The sequence below is a fragment of the Pseudomonas sp. GW821-FHT09H03 genome, assembly GCF_059415945.1.
In genome coordinates, this window is the sequence record NZ_JBWKOF010000016.1 from 46,818 (window position 1) to 67,921 (window position 21,104).

18 protein-coding genes are annotated in these 21,104 nt (G+C 60.2%); 12 read left to right on the forward strand and 6 right to left on the reverse strand.

What is annotated here, in order from left to right; genetic code table 11:
* Positions 1-16: 16 nt before the first annotated feature.
* From AC07OG_RS21345 to AC07OG_RS21400, 12 genes are all read left to right on the forward strand, one after another.
* Complete coding sequence (locus tag AC07OG_RS21345; RefSeq protein WP_495068015.1) at positions 17-1,762, forward strand: protein-disulfide reductase DsbD; 1,746 nt, start codon at positions 17-19, stop codon at positions 1,760-1,762.
* A gap of 132 nt (positions 1,763-1,894) precedes the next feature.
* On the forward strand, positions 1,895-2,347 hold the full coding sequence (aroQ, locus tag AC07OG_RS21350; protein WP_060542821.1) for a type II 3-dehydroquinate dehydratase: 453 nt from the start codon (positions 1,895-1,897) through the stop codon (positions 2,345-2,347).
* A 48-nt stretch (positions 2,348-2,395) separates the two neighbouring features.
* Complete coding sequence (gene accB, locus AC07OG_RS21355; RefSeq protein ID WP_495068016.1) at positions 2,396-2,857, forward strand: acetyl-CoA carboxylase biotin carboxyl carrier protein; 462 nt, start codon at positions 2,396-2,398, stop codon at positions 2,855-2,857.
* A 17-nt stretch (positions 2,858-2,874) separates the two neighbouring features.
* Positions 2,875-4,233, forward strand: a complete 1,359-nt coding sequence (gene accC / locus AC07OG_RS21360; RefSeq protein ID WP_060542819.1) for an acetyl-CoA carboxylase biotin carboxylase subunit — start codon at positions 2,875-2,877, stop codon at positions 4,231-4,233.
* A gap of 326 nt (positions 4,234-4,559) precedes the next feature.
* Positions 4,560-5,438, forward strand: coding sequence for a 50S ribosomal protein L11 methyltransferase (gene prmA, locus AC07OG_RS21365; protein WP_060542818.1), 879 nt, complete (start codon positions 4,560-4,562; stop codon positions 5,436-5,438).
* 30 nt (positions 5,439-5,468) lie between these two features.
* A complete protein-coding gene (locus AC07OG_RS21370; RefSeq protein ID WP_495068017.1) occupies positions 5,469-6,686 on the forward strand; it encodes a DUF3426 domain-containing protein in 1,218 nt (405 codons plus the stop codon).
* Positions 6,687-6,870: 184 nt separating this feature from the next.
* Positions 6,871-7,881, forward strand: a complete 1,011-nt coding sequence (gene dusB / locus AC07OG_RS21375) for a tRNA dihydrouridine synthase DusB (RefSeq protein ID WP_060542816.1) — start codon at positions 6,871-6,873, stop codon at positions 7,879-7,881.
* Entirely contained in the window at positions 7,878-8,198 is a 321-nt protein-coding gene (fis, locus tag AC07OG_RS21380) for a DNA-binding transcriptional regulator Fis (RefSeq protein WP_007907419.1), read from the forward strand. Before dusB ends, fis begins: the two co-directional genes overlap by 4 nt.
* Before the next feature lie 82 nt (positions 8,199-8,280).
* Positions 8,281-9,888 carry a bifunctional phosphoribosylaminoimidazolecarboxamide formyltransferase/IMP cyclohydrolase gene (purH, locus tag AC07OG_RS21385; protein ID WP_495068018.1) on the forward strand — a complete coding sequence of 536 codons (1,608 nt, stop codon included), beginning with the start codon at positions 8,281-8,283 and terminating at the stop codon, positions 9,886-9,888.
* Between the two features lie 173 nt (positions 9,889-10,061).
* On the forward strand, positions 10,062-11,357 hold the full coding sequence (gene purD, locus AC07OG_RS21390) for a phosphoribosylamine--glycine ligase (RefSeq protein ID WP_495068019.1): 1,296 nt from the start codon (positions 10,062-10,064) through the stop codon (positions 11,355-11,357).
* Positions 11,358-11,456: 99 nt separating this feature from the next.
* Positions 11,457-14,234 (forward strand): hybrid sensor histidine kinase/response regulator, encoded by a 2,778-nt coding sequence (locus AC07OG_RS21395; protein ID WP_495068020.1) that lies wholly within the window; start codon positions 11,457-11,459, stop codon positions 14,232-14,234.
* A gap of 64 nt (positions 14,235-14,298) precedes the next feature.
* Positions 14,299-14,895: a MarC family protein gene (locus tag AC07OG_RS21400; protein WP_060542812.1), complete on the forward strand. Its 597-nt coding sequence runs from the start codon at positions 14,299-14,301 to the stop codon at positions 14,893-14,895.
* Positions 14,896-14,985: 90 nt separating this feature from the next.
* On the opposite strand, the gene AC07OG_RS21405 is transcribed toward AC07OG_RS21400, so the two are convergent.
* The 6 genes from AC07OG_RS21405 to cobG form a co-directional block, all read right to left on the reverse strand.
* On the reverse strand, positions 14,986-15,636 hold the full coding sequence (locus tag AC07OG_RS21405; protein ID WP_218425788.1) for a hypothetical protein: 651 nt from the start codon (positions 15,634-15,636) through the stop codon (positions 14,986-14,988).
* 57 nt (positions 15,637-15,693) lie between these two features.
* Complete coding sequence (locus tag AC07OG_RS21410; RefSeq protein WP_495068021.1) at positions 15,694-16,500, reverse strand: hypothetical protein; 807 nt, start codon at positions 16,498-16,500, stop codon at positions 15,694-15,696.
* A 204-nt stretch (positions 16,501-16,704) separates the two neighbouring features.
* A complete protein-coding gene (gene cobJ, locus AC07OG_RS21415) occupies positions 16,705-18,408 on the reverse strand; it encodes a precorrin-3B C(17)-methyltransferase (protein WP_495068022.1) in 1,704 nt (567 codons plus the stop codon).
* On the reverse strand, positions 18,408-19,139 hold the full coding sequence (locus AC07OG_RS21420; protein WP_495068023.1) for a precorrin-2 C(20)-methyltransferase: 732 nt from the start codon (positions 19,137-19,139) through the stop codon (positions 18,408-18,410). Before AC07OG_RS21420 ends, cobJ begins: the two co-directional genes overlap by 1 nt.
* Positions 19,139-19,765, reverse strand: a complete 627-nt coding sequence (locus AC07OG_RS21425) for a precorrin-8X methylmutase (protein WP_019650629.1) — start codon at positions 19,763-19,765, stop codon at positions 19,139-19,141. Before AC07OG_RS21425 ends, AC07OG_RS21420 begins: the two co-directional genes overlap by 1 nt.
* Positions 19,758-21,080 (reverse strand): precorrin-3B synthase, encoded by a 1,323-nt coding sequence (cobG, locus tag AC07OG_RS21430; protein WP_495068024.1) that lies wholly within the window; start codon positions 21,078-21,080, stop codon positions 19,758-19,760. The genes AC07OG_RS21425 and cobG overlap by 8 nt, the downstream gene beginning before the upstream one ends.
* Positions 21,081-21,104 lie beyond the last annotated feature (24 nt).

Below are 21,104 nucleotides of genomic sequence, written 5' to 3' on the forward strand. Positions count from 1 at the left end.
GATACGCGAGATCGTCATGCGCCGCTTGCTCTGCCTGCTGCTTTTAGTCTTTGCCCTGCCGGCCAGTGCCACCGGTCTACTGGAGAGCCGGCCCAGTTCGACCCTCGGTTCGATCAACAACAGCGCCGACTTCCTGCCCGTGCGAGAAGCCTTCCAGCTGAGCCTGGTTGAAAGCACGCCGCAATCGATCAAGCTGCGTTTTGTCGCGACCGAGGGTTACTACCTCTACCGCCACCGTTTCCAGTTTCGCGCCGATCCAGCCGACGTCACCCTCGGGGCGGCAAAGTTGCCCGACGGTCAGAAGAAACACGATGAGTATTTCGGCGATGTCGAGGTCTATCACGGCATTCTCGATGTAGAACTGCCACGCACCGATCAACGTGCCTTCACCCTCGCCGTGACCTATCAGGGCTGCGCCGACAAGGGCCTGTGCTATCCGCCGGAAACCGAGCGTTTAAGCATCGACGGCAGTGGTGGCCCGGCACAGGCTTATGCCTGGACCTGGCGTGAACTGGCGCTGTTTTTCCTTGCGGGCATCGGCCTGACCTTTACCCCCTGCGTACTGCCGATGCTGCCGATTCTTTCCGGCGTAGTGCTGCGCGGCCAGGTCGGAGGCTGGCGCGGTTTCAATCTGTCACTGGCTTATGTCCTGCCGATGGCCGCCTGCTTTGCCCTGCTCGGCGCACTCATGGGCCTGTTCGGCGCACAACTCAATCTGCAGGCGCGACTGCAATCGGTCTGGGTGCTGGTGCCCTTCGCGATGTTTTTTGCGCTGTTCGCCCTGGCGATGTTCGGCGTATTCGAACTCAAGTTGCCGAACGCCATCAGCAGCCGCCTGGATCGCATCGCCGGTCGCACCGAAGGCGGCTCATTGTGGGGCGCCGCGGTTCTGGGGGTAGTGTCCAGCCTGCTGGTTTCACCCTGTGTCTCGGCGCCTTTGGCCGGCGCGCTGCTGTACATCAGCGCCAGCGGCGATGCCCTGGGCGGCGGTCTGAAATTGTTCATGCTCGGTCTGGGCATGGGTGCACCCCTGTTGCTGGTGGCCACGGGCGGTGCCGCGTGGCTGCCAAAAAGCGGGCCATGGCTGATCTACGTAAAAAACGCGATTGGCGTATTGTTGCTGGGGCTGGCCATTGCCCTGCTCAGTCGCGTCCTGCCCGGCCAGGTGACTTTGCTGTTGATCGGCCTGCTGGCCGGTGGCGTCGGATTGTTCATGGGCGCGCTGGAGTTCGTCTACAAGCCGCCGCGAAAACGCCTGGGCCAACTGCTCGGGATGTTCCTGGTGTTTTACGCCCTGAGCTGCTGGTACGGCGCGTTCAGCGGACAGACCGATCCGTTCAATCCGATTGGTCAGCCACGGCTCGTCGAAAATGCTGCGCAGCCGTCAAGCATCAACGCCTGGCAAACTGTCAGCACCCCGGCGGACCTCGACCGGGCGCTGGCTGAAGCCCGATCCTCCGCAACCCCGGTATTGCTCGACTGGTACGCCGACTGGTGCATCAGCTGCAAAGTCATTGAACGTGAAGTCCTCAACGACGCCACCGTGATCGAGCGTCTCAAGGGCTATCGGCTGATTCGTTTCGACATCACCGCCAGCAATGCCGAGCAGCGCGCCCTGCTCGACCGCTATCAACTGTTTGGCCCTCCAGCCCTGATGTTTTTCGGCAAGGACGGGGTCGAGCGCAGCGATGTGCGGGTAATCGGCGAGATCAACGCAACGGACTTCGCCGAACGTGTCGCCAGGGCGAATGACCGGATTTAATCAAGCGGTCACATATTTCGCGCAAACATCGGTCATCGTGCTGGCTATTGCAGAGAACTGGACAGTCATAAACGCTTTGCGGCATAGTCGCCGGGTTCTGACAACTGCACACAGATAACCAAGGAACAGCCGATGGCGACGCTACTCGTTCTGCACGGACCCAACCTGAACCTGCTCGGCACCCGTGAACCGGGCACCTATGGCGCCACGACGCTGGCGCAGATCAACCAGGACCTGGAACGTCGCGCCCGTGAAGCCGGCCACCATCTGCTGTACCTGCAAAGCAACGCCGAGTACGAATTGATCGACCGCATTCATGCCGCTCGCGGCGAAGGCGTGGACTTCATTCTGATCAATCCAGCAGCTTTTACACATACAAGTGTCGCATTACGTGACGCGCTGCTGGCGGTGAGCATCCCATTCATCGAAGTGCATTTGTCTAACGTGCACAAACGCGAACCTTTCCGCCATCACTCTTACTTCTCCGACGTAGCGGTGGGAGTGATCTGCGGCCTTGGCGCCAGCGGTTATCGACTGGCCCTGGAGGCCGCACTAGAGCAGCTTGAAAGACAGGCAACGGCTTGAACAACAAGCGTTGAACGCCCCTGACCGACCCTTGGGAGTTGATGATTCATGGATATCCGTAAAGTTAAGAAACTGATCGAATTGCTGGAAGAGTCCGGCATCGACGAGCTCGAGATCAAGGAAGGCGAAGAGTCCGTACGCATCAGTCGTCACAGCAAGACCCCGGCTCAGCAGTACTACGCACCGGCTCCAATGCCTGCTCCGGCTGCCGCGCCAGCCGCCGCCGCTCCGGTTGCCGCTGCCGCACCTGCGGCGCCTGCCGCACCGGTACTGAACGGCACCGTTGCCCGTTCGCCGATGGTCGGTACGTTCTATCGCAAATCTTCGCCAACCTCGCCGTCCTTCGTGGAAGTCGGCCAGACCGTGAAGAAAGGCGACACCCTGTGCATCGTTGAAGCCATGAAGATGATGAACCACATCGAAGCTGAAACCAGCGGTGTGATCGAATCCATCCTCGTTGAAGACGGCCAGCCGGTTGAGTACGACCAACCGCTGTTCACCATCGTTTGAACCGCGGAGAGCCTTTGATGACTGCGAAGTTGGAAAAAGTTCTGATCGCCAACCGCGGTGAGATCGCCCTGCGGATCCTGCGCGCCTGCAAAGAGATGGGCATCAAGACCGTCGCCGTTTACTCCAAGGCTGACAAGGAACTGATGCACTTGGGCCTGGCAGACGAATCGGTTTGCATCGGTCCGGCATCGGCCGCCCACTCCTACCTGCACATTCCGGCAATTATCGCCGCAGCCGAAGTGACTGGCGCCACCGCCATTCACCCAGGCTACGGTTTCCTTGCGGAAAACGCCGACTTTGCCGAGCAGGTCGAGAACTCCGGCTTCGCGTTCATTGGCCCGAAAGCCGAAACCATTCGCCTGATGGGCGACAAGGTATCGGCCAAGCACGCCATGATCGCCGCTGGCGTACCGACGGTTCCGGGCTCTGACGGCCCGCTGCCGGAAGACGAAGAAACCGCTCTGCGCATTGGTCGTGAAGTGGGTTACCCGGTGATCATCAAGGCCGCTGGCGGCGGTGGTGGTCGCGGCATGCGCGTTGTGCATAAAGAAGAAGACCTGATTTCCTCGGCTAAACTGACCCGCTCCGAAGCAGGCGCGGCGTTCGGCAACCCGATGGTCTATCTGGAAAAATTCCTGACCAACCCACGCCACGTGGAAGTCCAGGTGCTTTCCGACGGCCAGGGCAGCGCCATCCATCTGGGCGACCGCGATTGCTCGCTGCAACGTCGTCACCAGAAAGTTCTCGAAGAAGCGCCGGCACCGGGCATCGACGAGAAGGCTCGCCAGGAAGTTTTCGCTCGCTGCGTCAAGGCGTGCATCGACATCGGTTACCGTGGCGCGGGCACTTTCGAGTTCCTGTACGAAAACGGCCGCTTCTACTTCATCGAGATGAACACCCGTGTTCAGGTGGAGCACCCGGTTTCGGAAATGGTCACCGGTATCGACATCGTCAAGGAGATGCTCAGCATCGCCGCCGGCAACAAGCTGTCGTTCACCCAGGATGATGTGGTTATCCGCGGTCACTCGCTGGAATGCCGGATCAACGCTGAAGACCCGAAAACCTTCATGCCGAGCCCGGGTACGGTCAAGCATTTCCACGCTCCAGGCGGCAACGGCGTTCGCGTCGACTCGCACCTGTACAGCGGTTATGCGGTTCCACCGAACTACGACTCGCTGATCGGCAAGCTGATCACTTACGGCGCCACCCGCGACGAAGCCATGGCGCGCATGCGCAATGCCCTGGACGAAATCGTGGTTGACGGGATCAAGACCAACATCCCGCTGCACCGTGATCTGGTTCGTGACGAAGGCTTCTGCAAAGGGGGCGTGAACATTCACTACCTCGAGCACAAGCTGGCTGGCGAGAAGCACTAAGCTTCGACCCTGCACCTGACAAAGCCGCCTTCGGGCGGCTTTGTTGTTTCTAAACATCACCGCCACGCTCCCTGTGGCGAGGGGGCTTGCCCCCGCTCGGGTGCGCAGCAGCCGCAAAACTATCCAATCCAATTACACCAGACAAACCCGACCAGCCGTTTTTGGGACCGCTTCGCAGTCCAACGGGGGCAAGCCCCCTCGCCACAGGTAGCTGTGCGGCCCTGATTGCGTGCCAACCCGGTCGTCTTCTTCCCCGCTCTCGCGTAAACTTGCGCGCTTCTCGCAGCCCGCTAGGCTGCAATCAATATTTTTCAAAGGTGCCCGCCATGCCTTGGCTGCAAGTCCGTCTCGCCATCAGCCCAGAACAAGCCGAAACCTACGAAGACGCCTTCCTTGAAGTGGGCGCCGTGTCGGTGACCTTCATGGACGCCGAAGATCAGCCGATCTTCGAGCCGGAGCTCAATACCACTCCTTTGTGGTCGCACACGCACCTGCTGGCCTTGTTCGAAGGCGGTACCGAGCCCGGCCCGGTACTGGCTCACCTCGAACTGTTGACCGGCAGTCCGCTGCCCGAGCATCACAGCGAAGTGATCGAAGACCAGGACTGGGAACGCAGCTGGATGGACGGTTTCCAGCCGATGCGCTTCGGCCAGCGCCTGTGGATCGTGCCGAGCTGGCATGCCGCGCCGGAGCCTGACGCGGTAAACCTGCTGCTCGACCCGGGCCTGGCGTTCGGTACCGGCACTCACCCCACCACCGCACTGTGTCTGGAATGGCTCGACGGCCAGGACCTCAAAGACTGCAACGTGCTGGACTTTGGCTGCGGCTCGGGGATTCTGGCCATTGCCGCCCTGCTGCTGGGCGCCAGGGAAGCCGTCGGCACCGACATCGACGTGCAGGCGCTGGAAGCCTCCCGCGACAACGCCGGGCGCAATAACATCGCCGATGAATTGTTCCCACTGTACCTGCCGGAAGATTTGCCGCAGGTTCAGGCTGATGTACTGGTGGCCAATATTCTTGCAGGCCCGCTGGTTTCCCTGGCGCCGCAATTGTCTGGTCTGGTCAAGTCGGGCGGTCGCCTGGCGCTGTCGGGCATCCTCGCCGAGCAAGGTGAGGACGTCGCTGCTGCCTACGCCAAAGACTTCGATCTGGACCCGATCGCCAATCGCGATGGCTGGGTGCGCATCACTGGCCGTCGGCGCTAGAATGGGCGCCTGCATAATCCGGATCGCCGCATGACCGACAGCTTCGTCACCCAGTGCCCGCATTGCCAAACCAGCTTCCGCGTCAGCCATGCTCAGTTGAGCGTGGCGCGGGGCGTGGTTCGTTGCGGCTCATGCCTGCAGGTTTTCAATGCTGCCAAGCAGCTGCTTGAGCAAGCAGGCAAGGAAGCGCCTGTATCGGCGTCTGTGGCCGCCGAACCGACCGAGCCTGCGCAGCCGCGTGCCATCAGCCAAAAGCAATGGAACGCCACCGAACTGGATCTGGACAGCCTGGACCTCGACGAAGAACTCGCCCGGCTGGAACAACGTGAAATCCAGCCGACCACCGAATTCAGCCGGCATCGTGATGATTCGCTGAGCGCCCGTCGCGATACCGTCGAGCACGATGAAGAGCCATGGTCCGACAGCCTGTTCAGCGAATCGGCCGCCGAACGTGCTCAAGCCGTCGACAACGATTCCCCGGACTCCGAGCCGGAGCCGGCCTCGCGCACCGAGCCCTCGCTGACCCTGGAGCCCGTCGATCTGGACGACGAGCCGCAACCACCACAATTGCGCCTGCACGATCCACTCGACGCGCCACTCAACCATGAACGCCTGTCGGCTACCGACGAGCAGGAGCTCGACGACCACCTGCCTTCGATTGAACCACTGCGCAAACGACGTGAGCGCGAACCAGGCGTGCGCGCCGAAGTACTGCAGGACCTGACCGACGACCCGCTGCAACTGGACTGGCAACAGCGCCGCACGCCCTGGGGCCGTCGGCTGCTCTGGCTGCTGCTGACCCTGCTCGCCGCTGGCGCACTCGCCGGCCAGTACATCGCTTACCACTTCGATGAACTGGCACGCCAGGATCAATACCGCCCCTGGTTCCAGCAATTGTGCCCGCACATCGGTTGCACCGTGCCCTCGAAAGTCGACATCGCGAAAATCAAGAGCAGCAACCTGGTAGTACGCAGTCACCCGGAGTTCAACGGCGCCCTGGTAGTCGATGCAATCATCTATAACCGCGCGCCCTTCTCCCAGCCGTTCCCGCTGCTGGAGTTGCGCTTTGCCGATCTCAACGGCCATCTGATAGCCAGCCGTCGATTCAAGCCCGGCGAGTACCTGAGCGGCGATCTCGAAGGCCTGGCCGAAATGCCACCGCAAACACCGATCCACATCGCCCTGGACATTCTCGACCCTGGCGCAAAAGCCGTGAATTACAGCCTCAGCTTCCATTCTCCAGAGTGAAACCCTTCACCGGCTGGCAATTGACACCGGCTTTCTGAGCGCCCCGGGCAAACCAAACCACAGGCAATAACAGAATAGCTGTTCAGATTTTGTTCAATTCAGCCTTTAACCAGTCATCGAGAGCGGGTATCATGCCAACCCTTTTTCGAACTCTCATGATCCGGCCCCACAACAGGGAAGTCCTATGTCGGCGGTACGCATCGGTCCATACGCATTAAATAACGGCTTGATTCTTGCCCCGATGGCGGGCGTCACCGACCAGCCCTTTCGTCAGCTGTGCAAGCGTTTGGGTGCGGGACTCGTGGTTTCGGAAATGGTCACCAGTGACATGAGTTTGTGGAACACCCGCAAATCACGCATGCGCATGATCCACGAAGGTGATCCCGAGCCACGCTCGGTACAGATCGCCGGTGGTGATGCCCGGATGCTGGCGGATGCAGCCCGGGCCAATGTCGAGCTGGGCGCACAGATTATTGATATCAACATGGGCTGTCCGGCGAAGAAGGTCTGCAACAAGGCCGCCGGTTCCGCACTGTTGAAGGATGAAGCATTGGTCACCGAGATCCTGCAGGCCGTAGTGGCTGCGGTTGATGTGCCGGTCACCCTGAAAATCCGTACCGGCTGGGACCGGGACAACAAGAACGGCCTGACGGTGGCGAAGATCGCCGAACAGGCAGGCATTACGGCGCTGGCGGTGCATGGCCGCACCCGTGCCGATCTTTATACAGGTGAAGCCGAATACGACACCATTGCCGCGATCAAGCAGGCCGTGTCGATTCCGGTCTTCGCCAACGGCGATATCGATTCGCCGGAAAAGGCCCGGTACGTGCTCGACGCGACCGGTGCCGACGGCCTGTTGATTGGCCGGGCCGCCCAGGGGCGGCCGTGGATTTTTCGCGAGATCGACCATTTCCTGCGTACCGGCGAGAAGCTCCCGGCGCTGGAACTGATCGAGGTGGAACGCATACTGCTAGAGCATTTGGCTGCCCTGCACGCCTTTTATGGTGATGTCATGGGTGTGCGCATTGCTCGCAAGCATGTGGGCTGGTATCTCGCAACCTTGCCGGGCGCCAGGGAATTTCGCGCCCACTTCAATCGTTTGGATGGTACGGAAACACAATGCGCCAACGTCCGGGAGTTCTTCGCCGAACGTTACAAGAGCCTGACAGGGGACGGAGAAGGGGTGGCCGCATGACGATGATGACCGAGACTTTAGTGAGTGGAACAACACCCGTGAGCGACAACGTGAATTTGAAACAGCACCTCAATACGCCGAGCGAAGAAGGCCAGACCCTTCGCGGGAGTGTCGAGAAGGCGCTGCACAATTATTTCGCCCACCTTGAGGGCGCTGCCGTCACGGATGTGTACAACCTGGTGCTCTCCGAAGTCGAGGCTCCCCTGCTCGAGTGCGTGATGAACTACGTCAAGGGCAACCAGACCAAGGCCAGCGAGCTGCTCGGACTGAACCGGGGCACGCTGCGCAAGAAACTCAAGCAGTACGATTTGCTGTAAGCATTCAATCAAACCAGAAAGGCGCCCGCGTAAAACCGGTCGCCTTTTTTGCTGACTTCCTTTGCTTTTGATGGAAATTGAGATGACCGACCAGACTACCCGCCTGCCGATCCGCCGCGCCTTGATCAGCGTTTCCGACAAGACCGGGATCCTCGAATTCGCCAAGGAGCTTGAAGCCCTGGGCGTCGAGATCCTCTCCACCGGCGGAACGTTCAAGCTGCTGCAGGACAACGGCATTGCCGCAGTGGAAGTCGCGGATTACACCGGTTTTGCAGAAATGATGGACGGTCGGGTAAAGACCCTGCACCCGAAAATCCACGGCGGCATCCTTGGTCGTCGCGGTATCGATGACGCCATCATGAACGAGCACGGCATCAAGCCGATCGACCTGGTAGCGGTCAACCTGTACCCGTTCGAAGCCACCATCAACAAGCCAGGATGCGACCTGCCGACAGCGATCGAGAACATCGACATCGGCGGCCCGACCATGGTTCGTTCGGCAGCGAAGAACCACAAAGACGTGGCCATCGTGGTCAACGCCAGCGACTACGCCAGTGTCCTGGAAGGCCTCAAGGCCGGCGGCCTGACCTACGCTCAGCGTTTCGACCTGATGCTCAAGGCCTTCGAACACACCGCAGCCTACGACGGCATGATCGCCAACTACATGGGCACCGTTAACCAGGCTGCCGAAGTACTGAGCACCGAAGGTCGCAGCGAATTCCCGCGCACTTTCAACAGCCAGTTCATCAAGGCCCAGGAAATGCGCTACGGCGAGAACCCGCACCAGAGCGCGGCGTTCTATGTTGAAGCCAAGCCTGCCGAAGTCGGCATCGCCACCGCGACCCAACTGCAGGGCAAGGAACTGTCGTACAACAACGTGGCCGACACCGACGCCGCGCTGGAATGCGTGAAGAGCTTCGTCAAACCGGCTTGCGTGATCGTCAAGCACGCCAACCCGTGCGGCGTGGCCGTGAGCCCGGACGCCGAAGGCGGCATCCGCAAGGCCTACGACCTGGCTTACGCTACCGACACCGAATCCGCTTTCGGCGGCATCATCGCCTTCAACCGCGAACTGGATGCTGAAACCGCCAAAGCCATCGTCGAGCGTCAGTTCGTCGAAGTGATCATCGCCCCTAGCGTCAGCGAAGAAGCCCGCGCCATCGTAGCCGCCAAAGCCAACGTACGCCTGCTGGCCTGCGGCGAGTGGTCGGCTGATCGCGCCGCTGCCTGGGACTACAAGCGCGTCAACGGTGGCCTGCTGGTACAGAGCCGCGACATCGGCATGATCAGCGCCGACGACCTGAAGGTCGTGACCAAGCGCGCGCCGACCGAGCAGGAAATCCACGACCTGATCTTCGCCTGGAAAGTCGCCAAGTACGTCAAGTCCAATGCCATCGTCTACGCCAAGAACCGCCAGACCATCGGTGTCGGCGCCGGCCAGATGAGCCGCGTGAACTCCGCGCGTATTGCTGCAATCAAGGCCGAACATGCTGGCCTGCAAGTGGCAGGCTCGGTAATGGCCTCCGACGCATTCTTCCCGTTCCGCGACGGCCTGGATAACGCGGCCAAGGTCGGCATCACCGCAGTGATCCAGCCAGGCGGCTCGATGCGTGACAATGAAGTGATTGCAGCAGCTGATGAAGCCGGCATCGCCATGGTCTTCACCGGCATGCGCCACTTCCGTCACTGATTCAACTCGATCCAAATGTGGGAGCGGGCTTGCTCGCGAATGCAATCTGTCAGCGACAACTGTTTCGACTGACACTCCGCTTTCGCGATCAAGTCGAATCGTCGCACCGCCGCTCCCACAGAAAAGCACCCCAGCGGTGCTCAACAGAATTAGCGTCATCCGAGGTTTTTGAAATGAATGTTTTGATCATTGGCAGCGGTGGCCGCGAACACGCCTTGGCCTGGAAAGTGGCTCAGGATCCGCGCGTGCAGAAAGTTTTCGTGGCCCCGGGCAACGCCGGTACCGCCATCGAAGCCAAGTGCGAGAACGTCGCCATCGACGTACTGGCGCTTGAGCAACTGGCAGACTTTGCCGAGAAAAACGTTTCCCTGACCATCGTCGGTCCTGAAGTGCCACTGGTTGCCGGTGTTGTGGATCTGTTCCGCAGCCGTGGCCTGGATTGCTTCGGCCCCACTGCTGGCGCCGCTCAGCTGGAAGGTTCGAAAGCTTTCACCAAGGACTTCCTGGCTCGCCACAAGATCCCGACCGCCGATTACCAGAACTTCACCGAGATCGAGCCAGCCCTGGCTTACCTGCGTGAAAAAGGCGCACCGATCGTGATCAAGGCCGACGGCCTGGCTGCCGGTAAAGGCGTGATCGTCGCCATGACCCTGGCCGAAGCCGAAGACGCCGTGCGCGATATGCTGGCTGGCAATGCTTTCGGTGACGCCGGTTCGCGAGTGGTGATCGAAGAGTTCCTCGACGGCGAAGAAGCCAGCTTCATCGTCATGGTCGACGGCAAGAATGTACTGCCAATGGCCACCAGCCAGGACCACAAACGCGTCGGCGACGGCGACACCGGCCCGAACACCGGCGGCATGGGTGCCTATTCCCCGGCTCCAGTGGTCACCGCCGAGGTGCACAAGCGTGTCATGGACCTGGTGATCTGGCCGACCGTTCGCGGCATGGCCGAGGAAGGTAACGTCTACACTGGTTTCCTGTACGCCGGTCTGATGATCGACAAGGCGGGCAATCCGAAAGTCATCGAGTTCAACTGCCGTTTCGGTGACCCGGAGACCCAGCCGGTCATGCTGCGTTTGCAGTCGAGCCTGGTGCTGCTGGTCGAAGCAGCCCTGGCACAGGCGCTGGACAAGGTTGAAGCCCAATGGGACCCGCGCCCGAGCGTCGGCATCGTCCTGGCCGCTGGCGGCTATCCTGGTGACTACGCCAAGGGTACAGCCATCAATGGGCTGGATAGCGCTGCGACCCTGGAAGGCAAAGTATTCCACGCGGGCACTGCGCTCAAGGATGGTCAGGTCGTGACAGCCGGTGGTCGGGTGCTGTGCGCCACTGCCATGGGTGCCAGCGTGGATGCTGCTCAACAGCAGGCCTACGAGCTGGCGGCAAAGATTGACTGGGAAGGCTGTTTCTATCGCAAGGACATTGGCTATCGCGCCATTGCCCGCGAGCGTGGCGAGAACCAGGAATAAGGTAAGCACCACGCCAGGCAAGGACCACGGGCCCTTGCCTGGCTATTGCCGCGCCGCGCATCGTTATATTATGGCATCAACCTAAGAAGGGATTTCGCCGTGCGCTGGCTCAGGAATGCCATAAGTTTAACCGTCACGCTGGTGACCTTGCTCTGCATGCTGCCGGCCTTGGCCGCGCAAGGCAGTGGCTGGGCGATATTGCTCGACGAACAGGGCGATCTGCAACTGAGCGACATCCGCTCCGCACGTTACACCAATCAATTCAGCCCCATCGAACTCGACCACATCACCGCGGCCGAACCCGGTGGCGCGCTATGGTTACGCTTCAGGCTTACCCCGGGCAAGCATGAACAACTGTTGCGAGTCTTCGCACCCGACCTGCGCCAGTTGAATCTGTATGTGCTCGATGGCGACACTCTGATCGAACACTCCAGCACGGGCAACGAACAGCCCCTGGCTGAGCGGCCACTGCCCAGTACCGACTTCATGTTGCCGTTGCCACAAAGCGAGAAACCCCTCGACGTTTATCTGCAACTGGCCTCCGACCACCAGTTGCGACCTTACATCACCCTGCAATCGGCGGTCGTGACCGCGGCCAGACAAACCCAGATGCTGATTTATGGCCTGCTGTTCGGGTGCATCGGCATGCTCGTCCTGCACAACCTCATCCGCTATGCCTACACCCGGTCACGCAGCAGTTTGTGGCTGGCGTCATGCGAAGCGATGTTAATGCTCAGCCTGATGCTGTTGTTGAACCTGGCCGGGCCATGGCTGCCGGACTGGCGCGCACTGCAAACGCCGGGCGCTTACCTGGCGTTATTGCTGACGGCACCTTGCGGCCTTATGCTCGCTTACCAGTTCTTCTCGCCACTCGGTCCGCATCCGCTGAACAGGATACTGCTGGGTGAGGTCGTCATCATCACGGCCTGTAGCCTGATGCTGCTGTTCGTCAACACCCTGCCACTGAACCTGATCACCTACGCCCTGGTTGCCCTGGCCGGTCTGACCATGCTGTTCGTGAGCGCTTATCACTGGCAAAAAGGCTATCGCCCGGCACGCTATTTCGTGGCCGCCATGGTGGTATTCAACCTCGGGACCCTGGTGATCCTGCCTGCCCTGCTGGGGCTGACGTTGATCGAACCCCAAGGTTTGATCACCACCCTGCTCGCCTTCGTCTGCATCAGTGGTTTGCTGATGAGCATCGCCTTGAGCGAGCGCCAGCGCAGTATCACCGAAGACCGTTTCAGCATCAGCCGCGACCTGGCTGCCAGCAACGCCGAGATCAACGCCAAGGCCGAGTTCCTGGCGAAGATCAGTCATGAGATCCGCACCCCGATGAATGGCGTACTGGGCATGACCGAGCTGCTGCTGGGCACGCCACTCTCGGTCAAGCAGCGCGACTATGTACAAACCATCCACAGCGCCGGTAATGAACTGCTGACGCTGATCAACGAAATTCTCGACATTTCCAAGCTCGAATCCGGGCAGATAGAACTCGATGATGTGCAGTTCGACCTCAATGCGTTGATCGAGGACTGCCTGAGCATCTTCCGCGCCAAGGCCGAGCAGCAGAACGTCGAACTGATCAGCTTCATTCAACCGCAGGTGCCGCGGGTGATCAGCGGCGACCCTACCCGTTTGCGTCAGACCCTGCTGAGCCTGCTGGAAAATGCCCTGAAGAAAACCGACGAAGGTGAAATCCTGATCGTCGTGGCACTGGATGAACGGACGACCAAACCGCGCCTGCGCATCGCCGTGCAGGACAGCGGCGAGCCGATGGACGCCCAGGAGCGCGACGCGCTCATGCATGCCGAACTGCACAGCCGGCACTTCCTCTCGGCCACCCATCTGGGCGGAAATCTGGGGCTGGTGATCGCTCGCCAGTTGATTCGCCTGATGCAAGGCGAGTTCGGTATCAAGAGTGGCAACAACCAGGGCAGCACCTTGTGGCTGACCCTACCCCTCGACCCGGACCGCCTCGAACACCCGACCTCCGACCTCGATGGCCCGTTGCAAGGTGCCCGCGTGCTGGTGGTGGACGACAACGACACTTGTCGCAAAGTGTTGGTTCAGCAGTGCACTGCCTGGGGCCTGAACGTGAGTGCGGCCTCATCCGGCAAGGAGGCCCTGGCATTGCTGCGTACCAAGGCGCACCTGCGCGATTATTTCGACGCGGTCCTGCTCGACCAGAACATGCCCGGCATGACCGGCATGCAACTGGCAGCCAAGATCAAGGAAGACCCGAGCCTGAACCACGACATCCTGCTGATCATGCTCACCGGCATCAGCAACGCGCCCAGCAAGATCATTGCGCGCAATTCAGGCATCAAGCGCATCCTCGCCAAACCGGTGGCCGGTTATACCCTCAAGACGACCCTGGCCGACGAACTGACCCAACGCAACAAAGGCCTGATTGTCACCCAGCAACCACAAATCGGCCCGAGCCCGGCGGTCATGGTTCCGAGTGATTTCCGCATTCTGGTGGCCGAGGACAACAGCATCTCGACCAAGGTCATCCGCGGCATGCTCGGCAAGCTCAACCTTCACCCGGACACCGCCTGCAATGGCGAAGAAGCCTTGCAAGCGATGAAGGCCCAGCGTTACGACCTGGTCCTGATGGACTGCGAAATGCCGATCCTCGACGGCTTCTCGGCGACCCAGCAACTGCGCGCCTGGGAAGTCGGCAACCAGCGGGTCCGCACCCCGGTGGTGGCATTGACCGCCCATATCCTTGCCGAACATAAAGAGCGTGCACGCCAGGCCGGCATGGACGGACACATGGCCAAACCGGTTGAACTGTCGCAGTTGCGCGACCTGATCGAACACTGGGTCGCCCAGCGCGACCAGCAGAATCGCGCAGCGACCCATACCTCTTGAGCCGACAGACTTCAAAACGCCTGATAGACTCCCCTCGACCTTCCTCACCGACGAGCTACGCACCATGCTCCACGAGTTGTTCAGCGTTTACCTGAAGATGCTGGTGCTCTACAGCCCGTTCTTCGTCTTGTCCTGCTTCATCAGCCTGACACGCGGTTATTCACGCAAGGAACAGAAGCGGCTGGCCTGGAAAGTGGCGTTCGCCACCCTGGTCTCGAGCGTGCTCCTGTATCTGTTCGGCCGGATGATTTTCGGTGTCTTCGGCATCACGGTGGACGCCTTCCGCATCGGTGCCGGCAGTGTGCTGTTCATCTCGGCACTGGGCATGGCCCAGGGCAAATCGGCGGTACAGACCGACAACGTGCAGCAGGATGTCACCATCGTCCCGCTGACCATCCCGCTGACGGTCGGCCCCGGCACGATCGGTGCCTTGCTGGTAATGGGCATAGGCCAGCCGCATTGGGACGACAAGCTCACAGCCATTCTCAGTATCGCCCTGGCCAGTTTCACCGTGGGGGTGGTGCTGTACCTGTCGAGCCGCATCGAGCGCATTCTGGGTGACCAGGGCTTGCAGATTGTCAGCCGGTTGATGGGGTTGTTTGTGTGTGCGTTGGCGGCGCAGATTATTTTTACCGGGGTGAAAGGGTATCTGGTGCCCTGATACTCGCAGTTGTCCGCGCATTTGCCCGTACTGGAAAAGCAGGGCCTTGTGCAGTACAAGGCCCTTGCCGCACTACAAGTAAACAATCACTCAGCGTTTGAGTGTACACACGAACGCCTTCGCCGAATAAGCATCGATCTTCGCCTGAACTCGGCTACGGTAGCTTTCAAACATCTCCCGATCAAAGACAAACACAGCACCGTCCGGGATGATGACCACCTCTTTTTCGAACTCACTCCAGAAGAAGAACTCGCTCTCGATCAACGTCGCGCTGTAGCGCAAGCCAAGCAAGCAGACGATCACCTCACCTGAAGGCGTGCGTTCGCAAGGAGCGCACTTGAGTATCCCCGAGCCAGCACCTGCGACATTGCCACGAAAGAAATTCCAGGCAAATTCGTCCAGCTTCAAAGCCTTGTAAGTGTCCTCGAAGAGCTGCCCCAAACGTTCCATTCCCAACCGGCCAATCATCGTATGGCTGACCGACAGCAATTGGTTGACACTCGACACCCGCAATGGCTCGGATGGAACAACGGTCTTTAGCCTGTAACCCGCTTTGAGCAAGCGCCCCTGAAAATAGTCGAACCAGATTTTTTTCGAAACCTTGCCTGGATATTTTTCATTCGCAGCCAACTCCGCGTACAGCAGACTGTCTTGTATATCCTGCTGATCCTGCAAACTTACACCTTGGGTGAAGGATAACAAGCAGCCACCTACTATGGCGGCATTAATGGGCACTGTCATGTCCGCTCCAGATCATCAGCTCTGCACAGTTAAAACAGCGAAAATTTCTGCCCTTTCTTATTCCCCCGTCACTTTCTTAAAGAGACCGTCGGCATTTTTATCATTGTATGCATACACCATATTTCTCTTACGATCGAACGCGCGACGGTTAAATTTACGCACACCTGCCGCCTGAAAAATCTTTAACCCTTGGGTTTTGTAGGTAACAAACAAAAAGTTTCCATTGTATTCTTTATCAACCAGGTCTAGCCCTCCCGTCAGCATTGCCATACCGCCGCCTTTCACCGCGATGCATGGAACTGCCTTGAAGCTGACAACATCGTTTTTCTTGCTGCCTGAATCCACTATTTTCAGCGCGTCCTTATCCCCCTTCAACTTGCTGAAACCCGACGCCACCATGTTGAGCACGTTGCCGGAAGCGCCGGAGATAACGGTCTCAAGCACCTGCAACACCGCCTCATTCATCGTAAGGGTAAATTGCTCGCTGACGTATCTCTTATAAGTAAAGCTTTCCGTCACCCAGCCAACTGCCAACAAGGCTTCGTTGTACTTCAAATAACGCTCTTCATTACTGGTTCCTTTTGGCAGAAGACTCACTACAGCTTCTGCAAACTGCTGACTGTCCAGAGCGTCTTGTTTGTCGTCATCCGAAAGCATTTCATCAAATACGACAAGCGAGGGACCTACCACTGCTGTATCAATACTCTCTGCAACAACACCTGATGAACCACCGAGCATAGTCCTGGGACGCTTTGAGCGCTGCGCAACACACTCCAGCTCAGGACAAAGACTCATAAAATATTCATCCTGCATTTCGTCATCAAAAGCATTCAGAACAAGCGGCTTTTCTATTCCATTAGTCATATCAAGTTTCCTTTTAATAATAAGTCGCGCCATGCGACATATCAGAAACTAAAACAGCAAACTTGGCGCGTCAAATCCAAAGCAAGAAAAAACCATTACAACTGTTGAACGTAGCAGAACGCACGTCGCACAATTATTATTCAGGACACTAACCATTCATGGACTTGAACTTAGGCCAGCGGCCCCGGGCGGGGCCGCATGACTTCAGGAAACCGGCCGGGTTTCATACCAGCGCGGTGTGTAAACCCATTCGCCGCCGCCGGCGCGAGGGAATACACAGGTAGTGGACGAACCGATCAGCACCATGGTGCGCATATCCACTTGATCCGGGGTCAAGGCTCCCAGCGTGGTGACACGCAAGGTCTGGCCCGGCCGACCGATATCCCTGCCCAGCACCACCGGCGTTGCAGCGATGCGATGCCGTGCGACGATCTCCAGCGCACGCCCCAGTTGCCAAGGCCGGGAGCGGGAGATCGGGTTGTAGAACGCCAGCGCCAGATCTGCTTCGGCAGCCAGATCCAGTCGCTTCTCGATGATCGACCAGGGTTTGAGGTTGTCCGACAGGGACATTACGCAGAAGTCATGCCCCAGCGGCGCACCGGCCTGAGCAGCGGTGGCGAGCGACGCGGATACCCCCGGCAGAATTTCCAGATCGACGTTATGCCAGGCCGGATCACTCGACTCATGCAACGCCTCAAGTACTGCCGCCGCCATGGCGAACACACCCGGGTCACCAGAGGACACGACGATCACCGAACGACCCTGTGCCGCCAGTTCGAAAGCGTGGCGGGCACGCTGCATTTCTTCGCGGTTGTCGGTGCAGTGCAGCACTTGATCGGCGCGAAACGGCCCGGCCATGCGCACGTAGGTTTCGTAACCCAGTACATCGGTGGCCCGCGCCAGTTCGGCCTTGACCGCCGGCACCATCAGCTCGGCTGCGCCCGGGCCGAGGCCGATTACTGCCAGTCGCCCGCGCGCCTTGCCGATTTGCGCGACTTGCAGCGGCTGATCGGCTATGGCAATCGCAATATTGTCGAGGGGCACTTCGACGGTCGCTCCAGGCACCGCACTACGGGCCAAGGCGCCGATATCGACCGCCGGCGCCACGAAGCGCAGCGGCACGCCCAACTCCAGCGCCGCTTCACGCAGCATGGGGTTGGCCATTTCATTGTCAGCCGCCACAAGGCAAGCCACCGATTGCACCGCGACGTTGGCCTGCTGCAACGCCGCGTTAATCGCCTGCGGCACATCCACCACACCAGTGCTGACCGCCACGGCGACACTCCGTGGATAGATCAGTAATTCATCAGCCCTGGCCTCACGCGCGGCGCTGCCGACATGAATCGAACGAAGCGCCGCCGGATCCTCGGGCAACTGCGCCTGATCCAGCCAGGGCGCGTTACCTTCGACACGCACGCTGTGCCCGGCCAGCAGATCGGAAACGAAACGCTTGCCCAGCTCCAGATCGCCAAGGGTGTAGCCGCTGGGCGGATTGAGCAGGCAGGTACCGAAGCGCAATTCGCCACTGGTGGTGATCGCCGCTGCAACCTGCAGCCCGGCCGCAATTTCCCGTGCCATGACATTCACCCCGCCAAGGCCACCGAGCAGCGGCACCACGGCGCTGCCATCTTCGGCCACCGCGAGCACCGGCGGCTCGGCGCCCTTCTCCAGCAACAACGGCGCCAGCGTGCGGATCACGATACCGGCGGCGCACAGGGCAATGATCGGCGAGTCTTGCTGATACAGCTCGCGCAAGGTCGCGCCGAATTCATGATAGTCACGGTCCGCGCCCTCGACCCGCCCGACCAGGCCGTGGATCAAGGCGCCGGGGTACACCTGTTGAATCTTGCGCGCGGTGGCGAGGCTGCCATTGCCGAGAATGACAATTGCCGGAGCTGGACGAGTCATCAGCCTTGCCACCTTTCACCCGGAACGATGATCAACGAGAAGTAAGGCGAGGACATCGGTTCGACCTGATCCAGTGGCACGATCTTCTGATTGGCCATGGTCGCGCGCTCGACATACAACGCGCGTTCGGCCAAACCGAGTTCTTCCAGCACCTGACGCACCTTGGGAAAGTTACGCCCCAGCTTCATGATTACCGCCGCATCGGCATCAGCCAGACGGCGTTTGAGATCATCGTGAGGCAGCACGCCGGACAACACCGACAGGCTCTGATTGCGATACACCAGCGGCGCCCCCAGCACCGAAGCACCGCCGAGCATCGAGCACACGCCTGGTACGACTTCGGCCTGATAGCGCTCGGCGAGCCGGTCGTGCAGGTACATGTAGGAGCCATAGAAGAACGGATCGCCTTCGCAGATCACTGCCACATCACGACCCGCGTCCAGATGCGCAGCGAGCTCCTGTGCAGCGTCATCATAAAAGTCGCTGATCACCTGCTCATAGGACAGCGGCGCCGGCAAAGCTTCGGTGGTCACCGGATACACCAGCGGCAGCAAGGTTTGAGCGTCCTGCAAATGCGCTTCAATTATGCCGAAGGCATTGCCCTTCTTGCCCTTGGCGACGAAGTACGCCACCACCGGAGACTCGCGCAGCAAGCGCAACGCTTTGACAGTAATCAGTTCCGGATCACCGGGGCCCACGCCAAGGCCGATCAATCGTCCAGGTTGCTGCATTATTCGATCTCCGTGGCGAGGGCATTGACGGCGGCGGCGGCCATGGCGCTACCGCCCAGGCGACCTTGCATGATGACAAACGGCACGCCACGGCTATCCGCCGCGAGCATCGCCTTGGACTCGGCGGCACCGACGAAGCCCACCGGGAAACCGAGGATCAGTGCCGGTTTCGGTGCGCCGGCATCGAGCATTTCCAGCAAGTAGAACAGTGCGGTCGGCGCGTTGCCAATCACCACCACGCTGCCTTCCAGATGCGGGCGCCACAGTTCCAGCGCGGCAGCGGAACGGGTGTTGCCCAGTTCACGTGCCAGCTCCGGCACGCTGTCATCGCGCAGCGTGCAGATCACCGGATTGTTCGCCGGCAAACGGGCACGGGTCACACCTTCGCTGACCATCCGCGCATCGCACAGGATAGGCGCGCCGGCGGCCAGCGCGTCGCGCCCGGCCTTGCCCGCCCCTTCGGAAAACTGCAAACCGTCGATGGCCTCGACCATGCCGCAGGCATGGATCACACGGACGGCGAGTTTCTCCAGATCGGCCGGGATACGGTCGAGGTTGGCCTCGGCGCGAATGATCGCGAAGGAGTTGCGATAGATCTCCTGACCGTCGCGGATGTAATCAAGCATCAAGGGGGCTCCGAGAGTGGGCGTCGAGCAAGGTCGCGGCCGCTTCAATAGTAAGGTTGCGTGCGTGCAGCGTGCCGAAACCCGGCTGCGCTGGATCGCGAAAATAGAGGTCGTAGTAACCGGGGGCGATGGCCAGGAGTGTGACGGGTGCGGTGTGTGCGGCGGCACAGGAGCGCGGGCATCCGCTCAAATGCACATTCAGCGCAGCCCCCTGACGTTGCAGCAGCGCCGCCAATTGCAGCGCATCGCCCTTGGTGTCGGCCAGCCCCTTGGCGCACCCCTGTGAACCGGTACAGGCAATCAAACCGGTCAACGGATGACTGGCCTGACACTGCAGGCCCAGCCCTTGTAGACGCTGGATGACTTCAACGGCATCAGCCAATCGGACATTGGGCAACAACAGGCTTTGCCATGGTGTGAAACGCAGGCTGGCGTCGCCGAAGTCCTGGGCGAGTTGCGCCGCGCCCCGGAGCATCGCCGGCGCTAGGCGACCCAAAGGAGGCGCCGCCCCTACATAAACGAAAGCAGGATCAGCCTGGGGGTGGCTACCAATGTGCAGGACATCTGCGTGCGGGACACGCTGCCAATCGACAACGGCCTGAACGGCTACACGCGTGGCAAGCCGCGCCAGCAAATCCTCGCCCCTGTACTCGGCCAACAAATGGCGCATCCGCGTTTGCTCGGGTCGCGCAAGGTCGAGGAACAACTCAAGCACAGCGACCACCAGATCATGGCCATCGTCGAGGGCAACCGAACCAGCCGGCCTGTCCGTGGGACATCCCGCCAGACCGAATGCCAGCCGTCGTTCGCCGTTTTGCACAAATGCCGAGAGCCACAGGTCATGGGGATGTTCGAGCATCGCCAGGGCCTCGCCACCATCGAGTTGTACGGCAAACTTGGCGCTGAGATCGTGGAAAGGTTCATGACTCTGCAGCGTGGCGAGGATCTGTTGCGCCAACGGGCGTGTGTCGACCAGCAAGTGCCGATCAATCCCGGCGCCCGGGCTGAGCATCAGATTGCGCACATCATCGCCCGCCGCCGTGCGCGGCCCCAACCCGGTAGCCAGCAGGCTGTCGATTAATGCCGCGTGCGCACTGCCAATGCCGCGAATCTGCAGGTTGGCGCGGTTGGTTGCCTCGATCACACCACCGGCGAACTGTTCAGCCGCTGCTGCCACCGCTACGGCCTGTGCGCTGCTGATCGACCCACCCGCAAGCTTGATCCGGCAGATACCGCCATCCAGTGCCGGGACAATACGCAGCAACCCCGGACAGGCCGAGGGGCGCAAGCTGCAAGATGGCGGACGTTGGTTCAAGGATGACCCGTTCAGGTGGCAAGG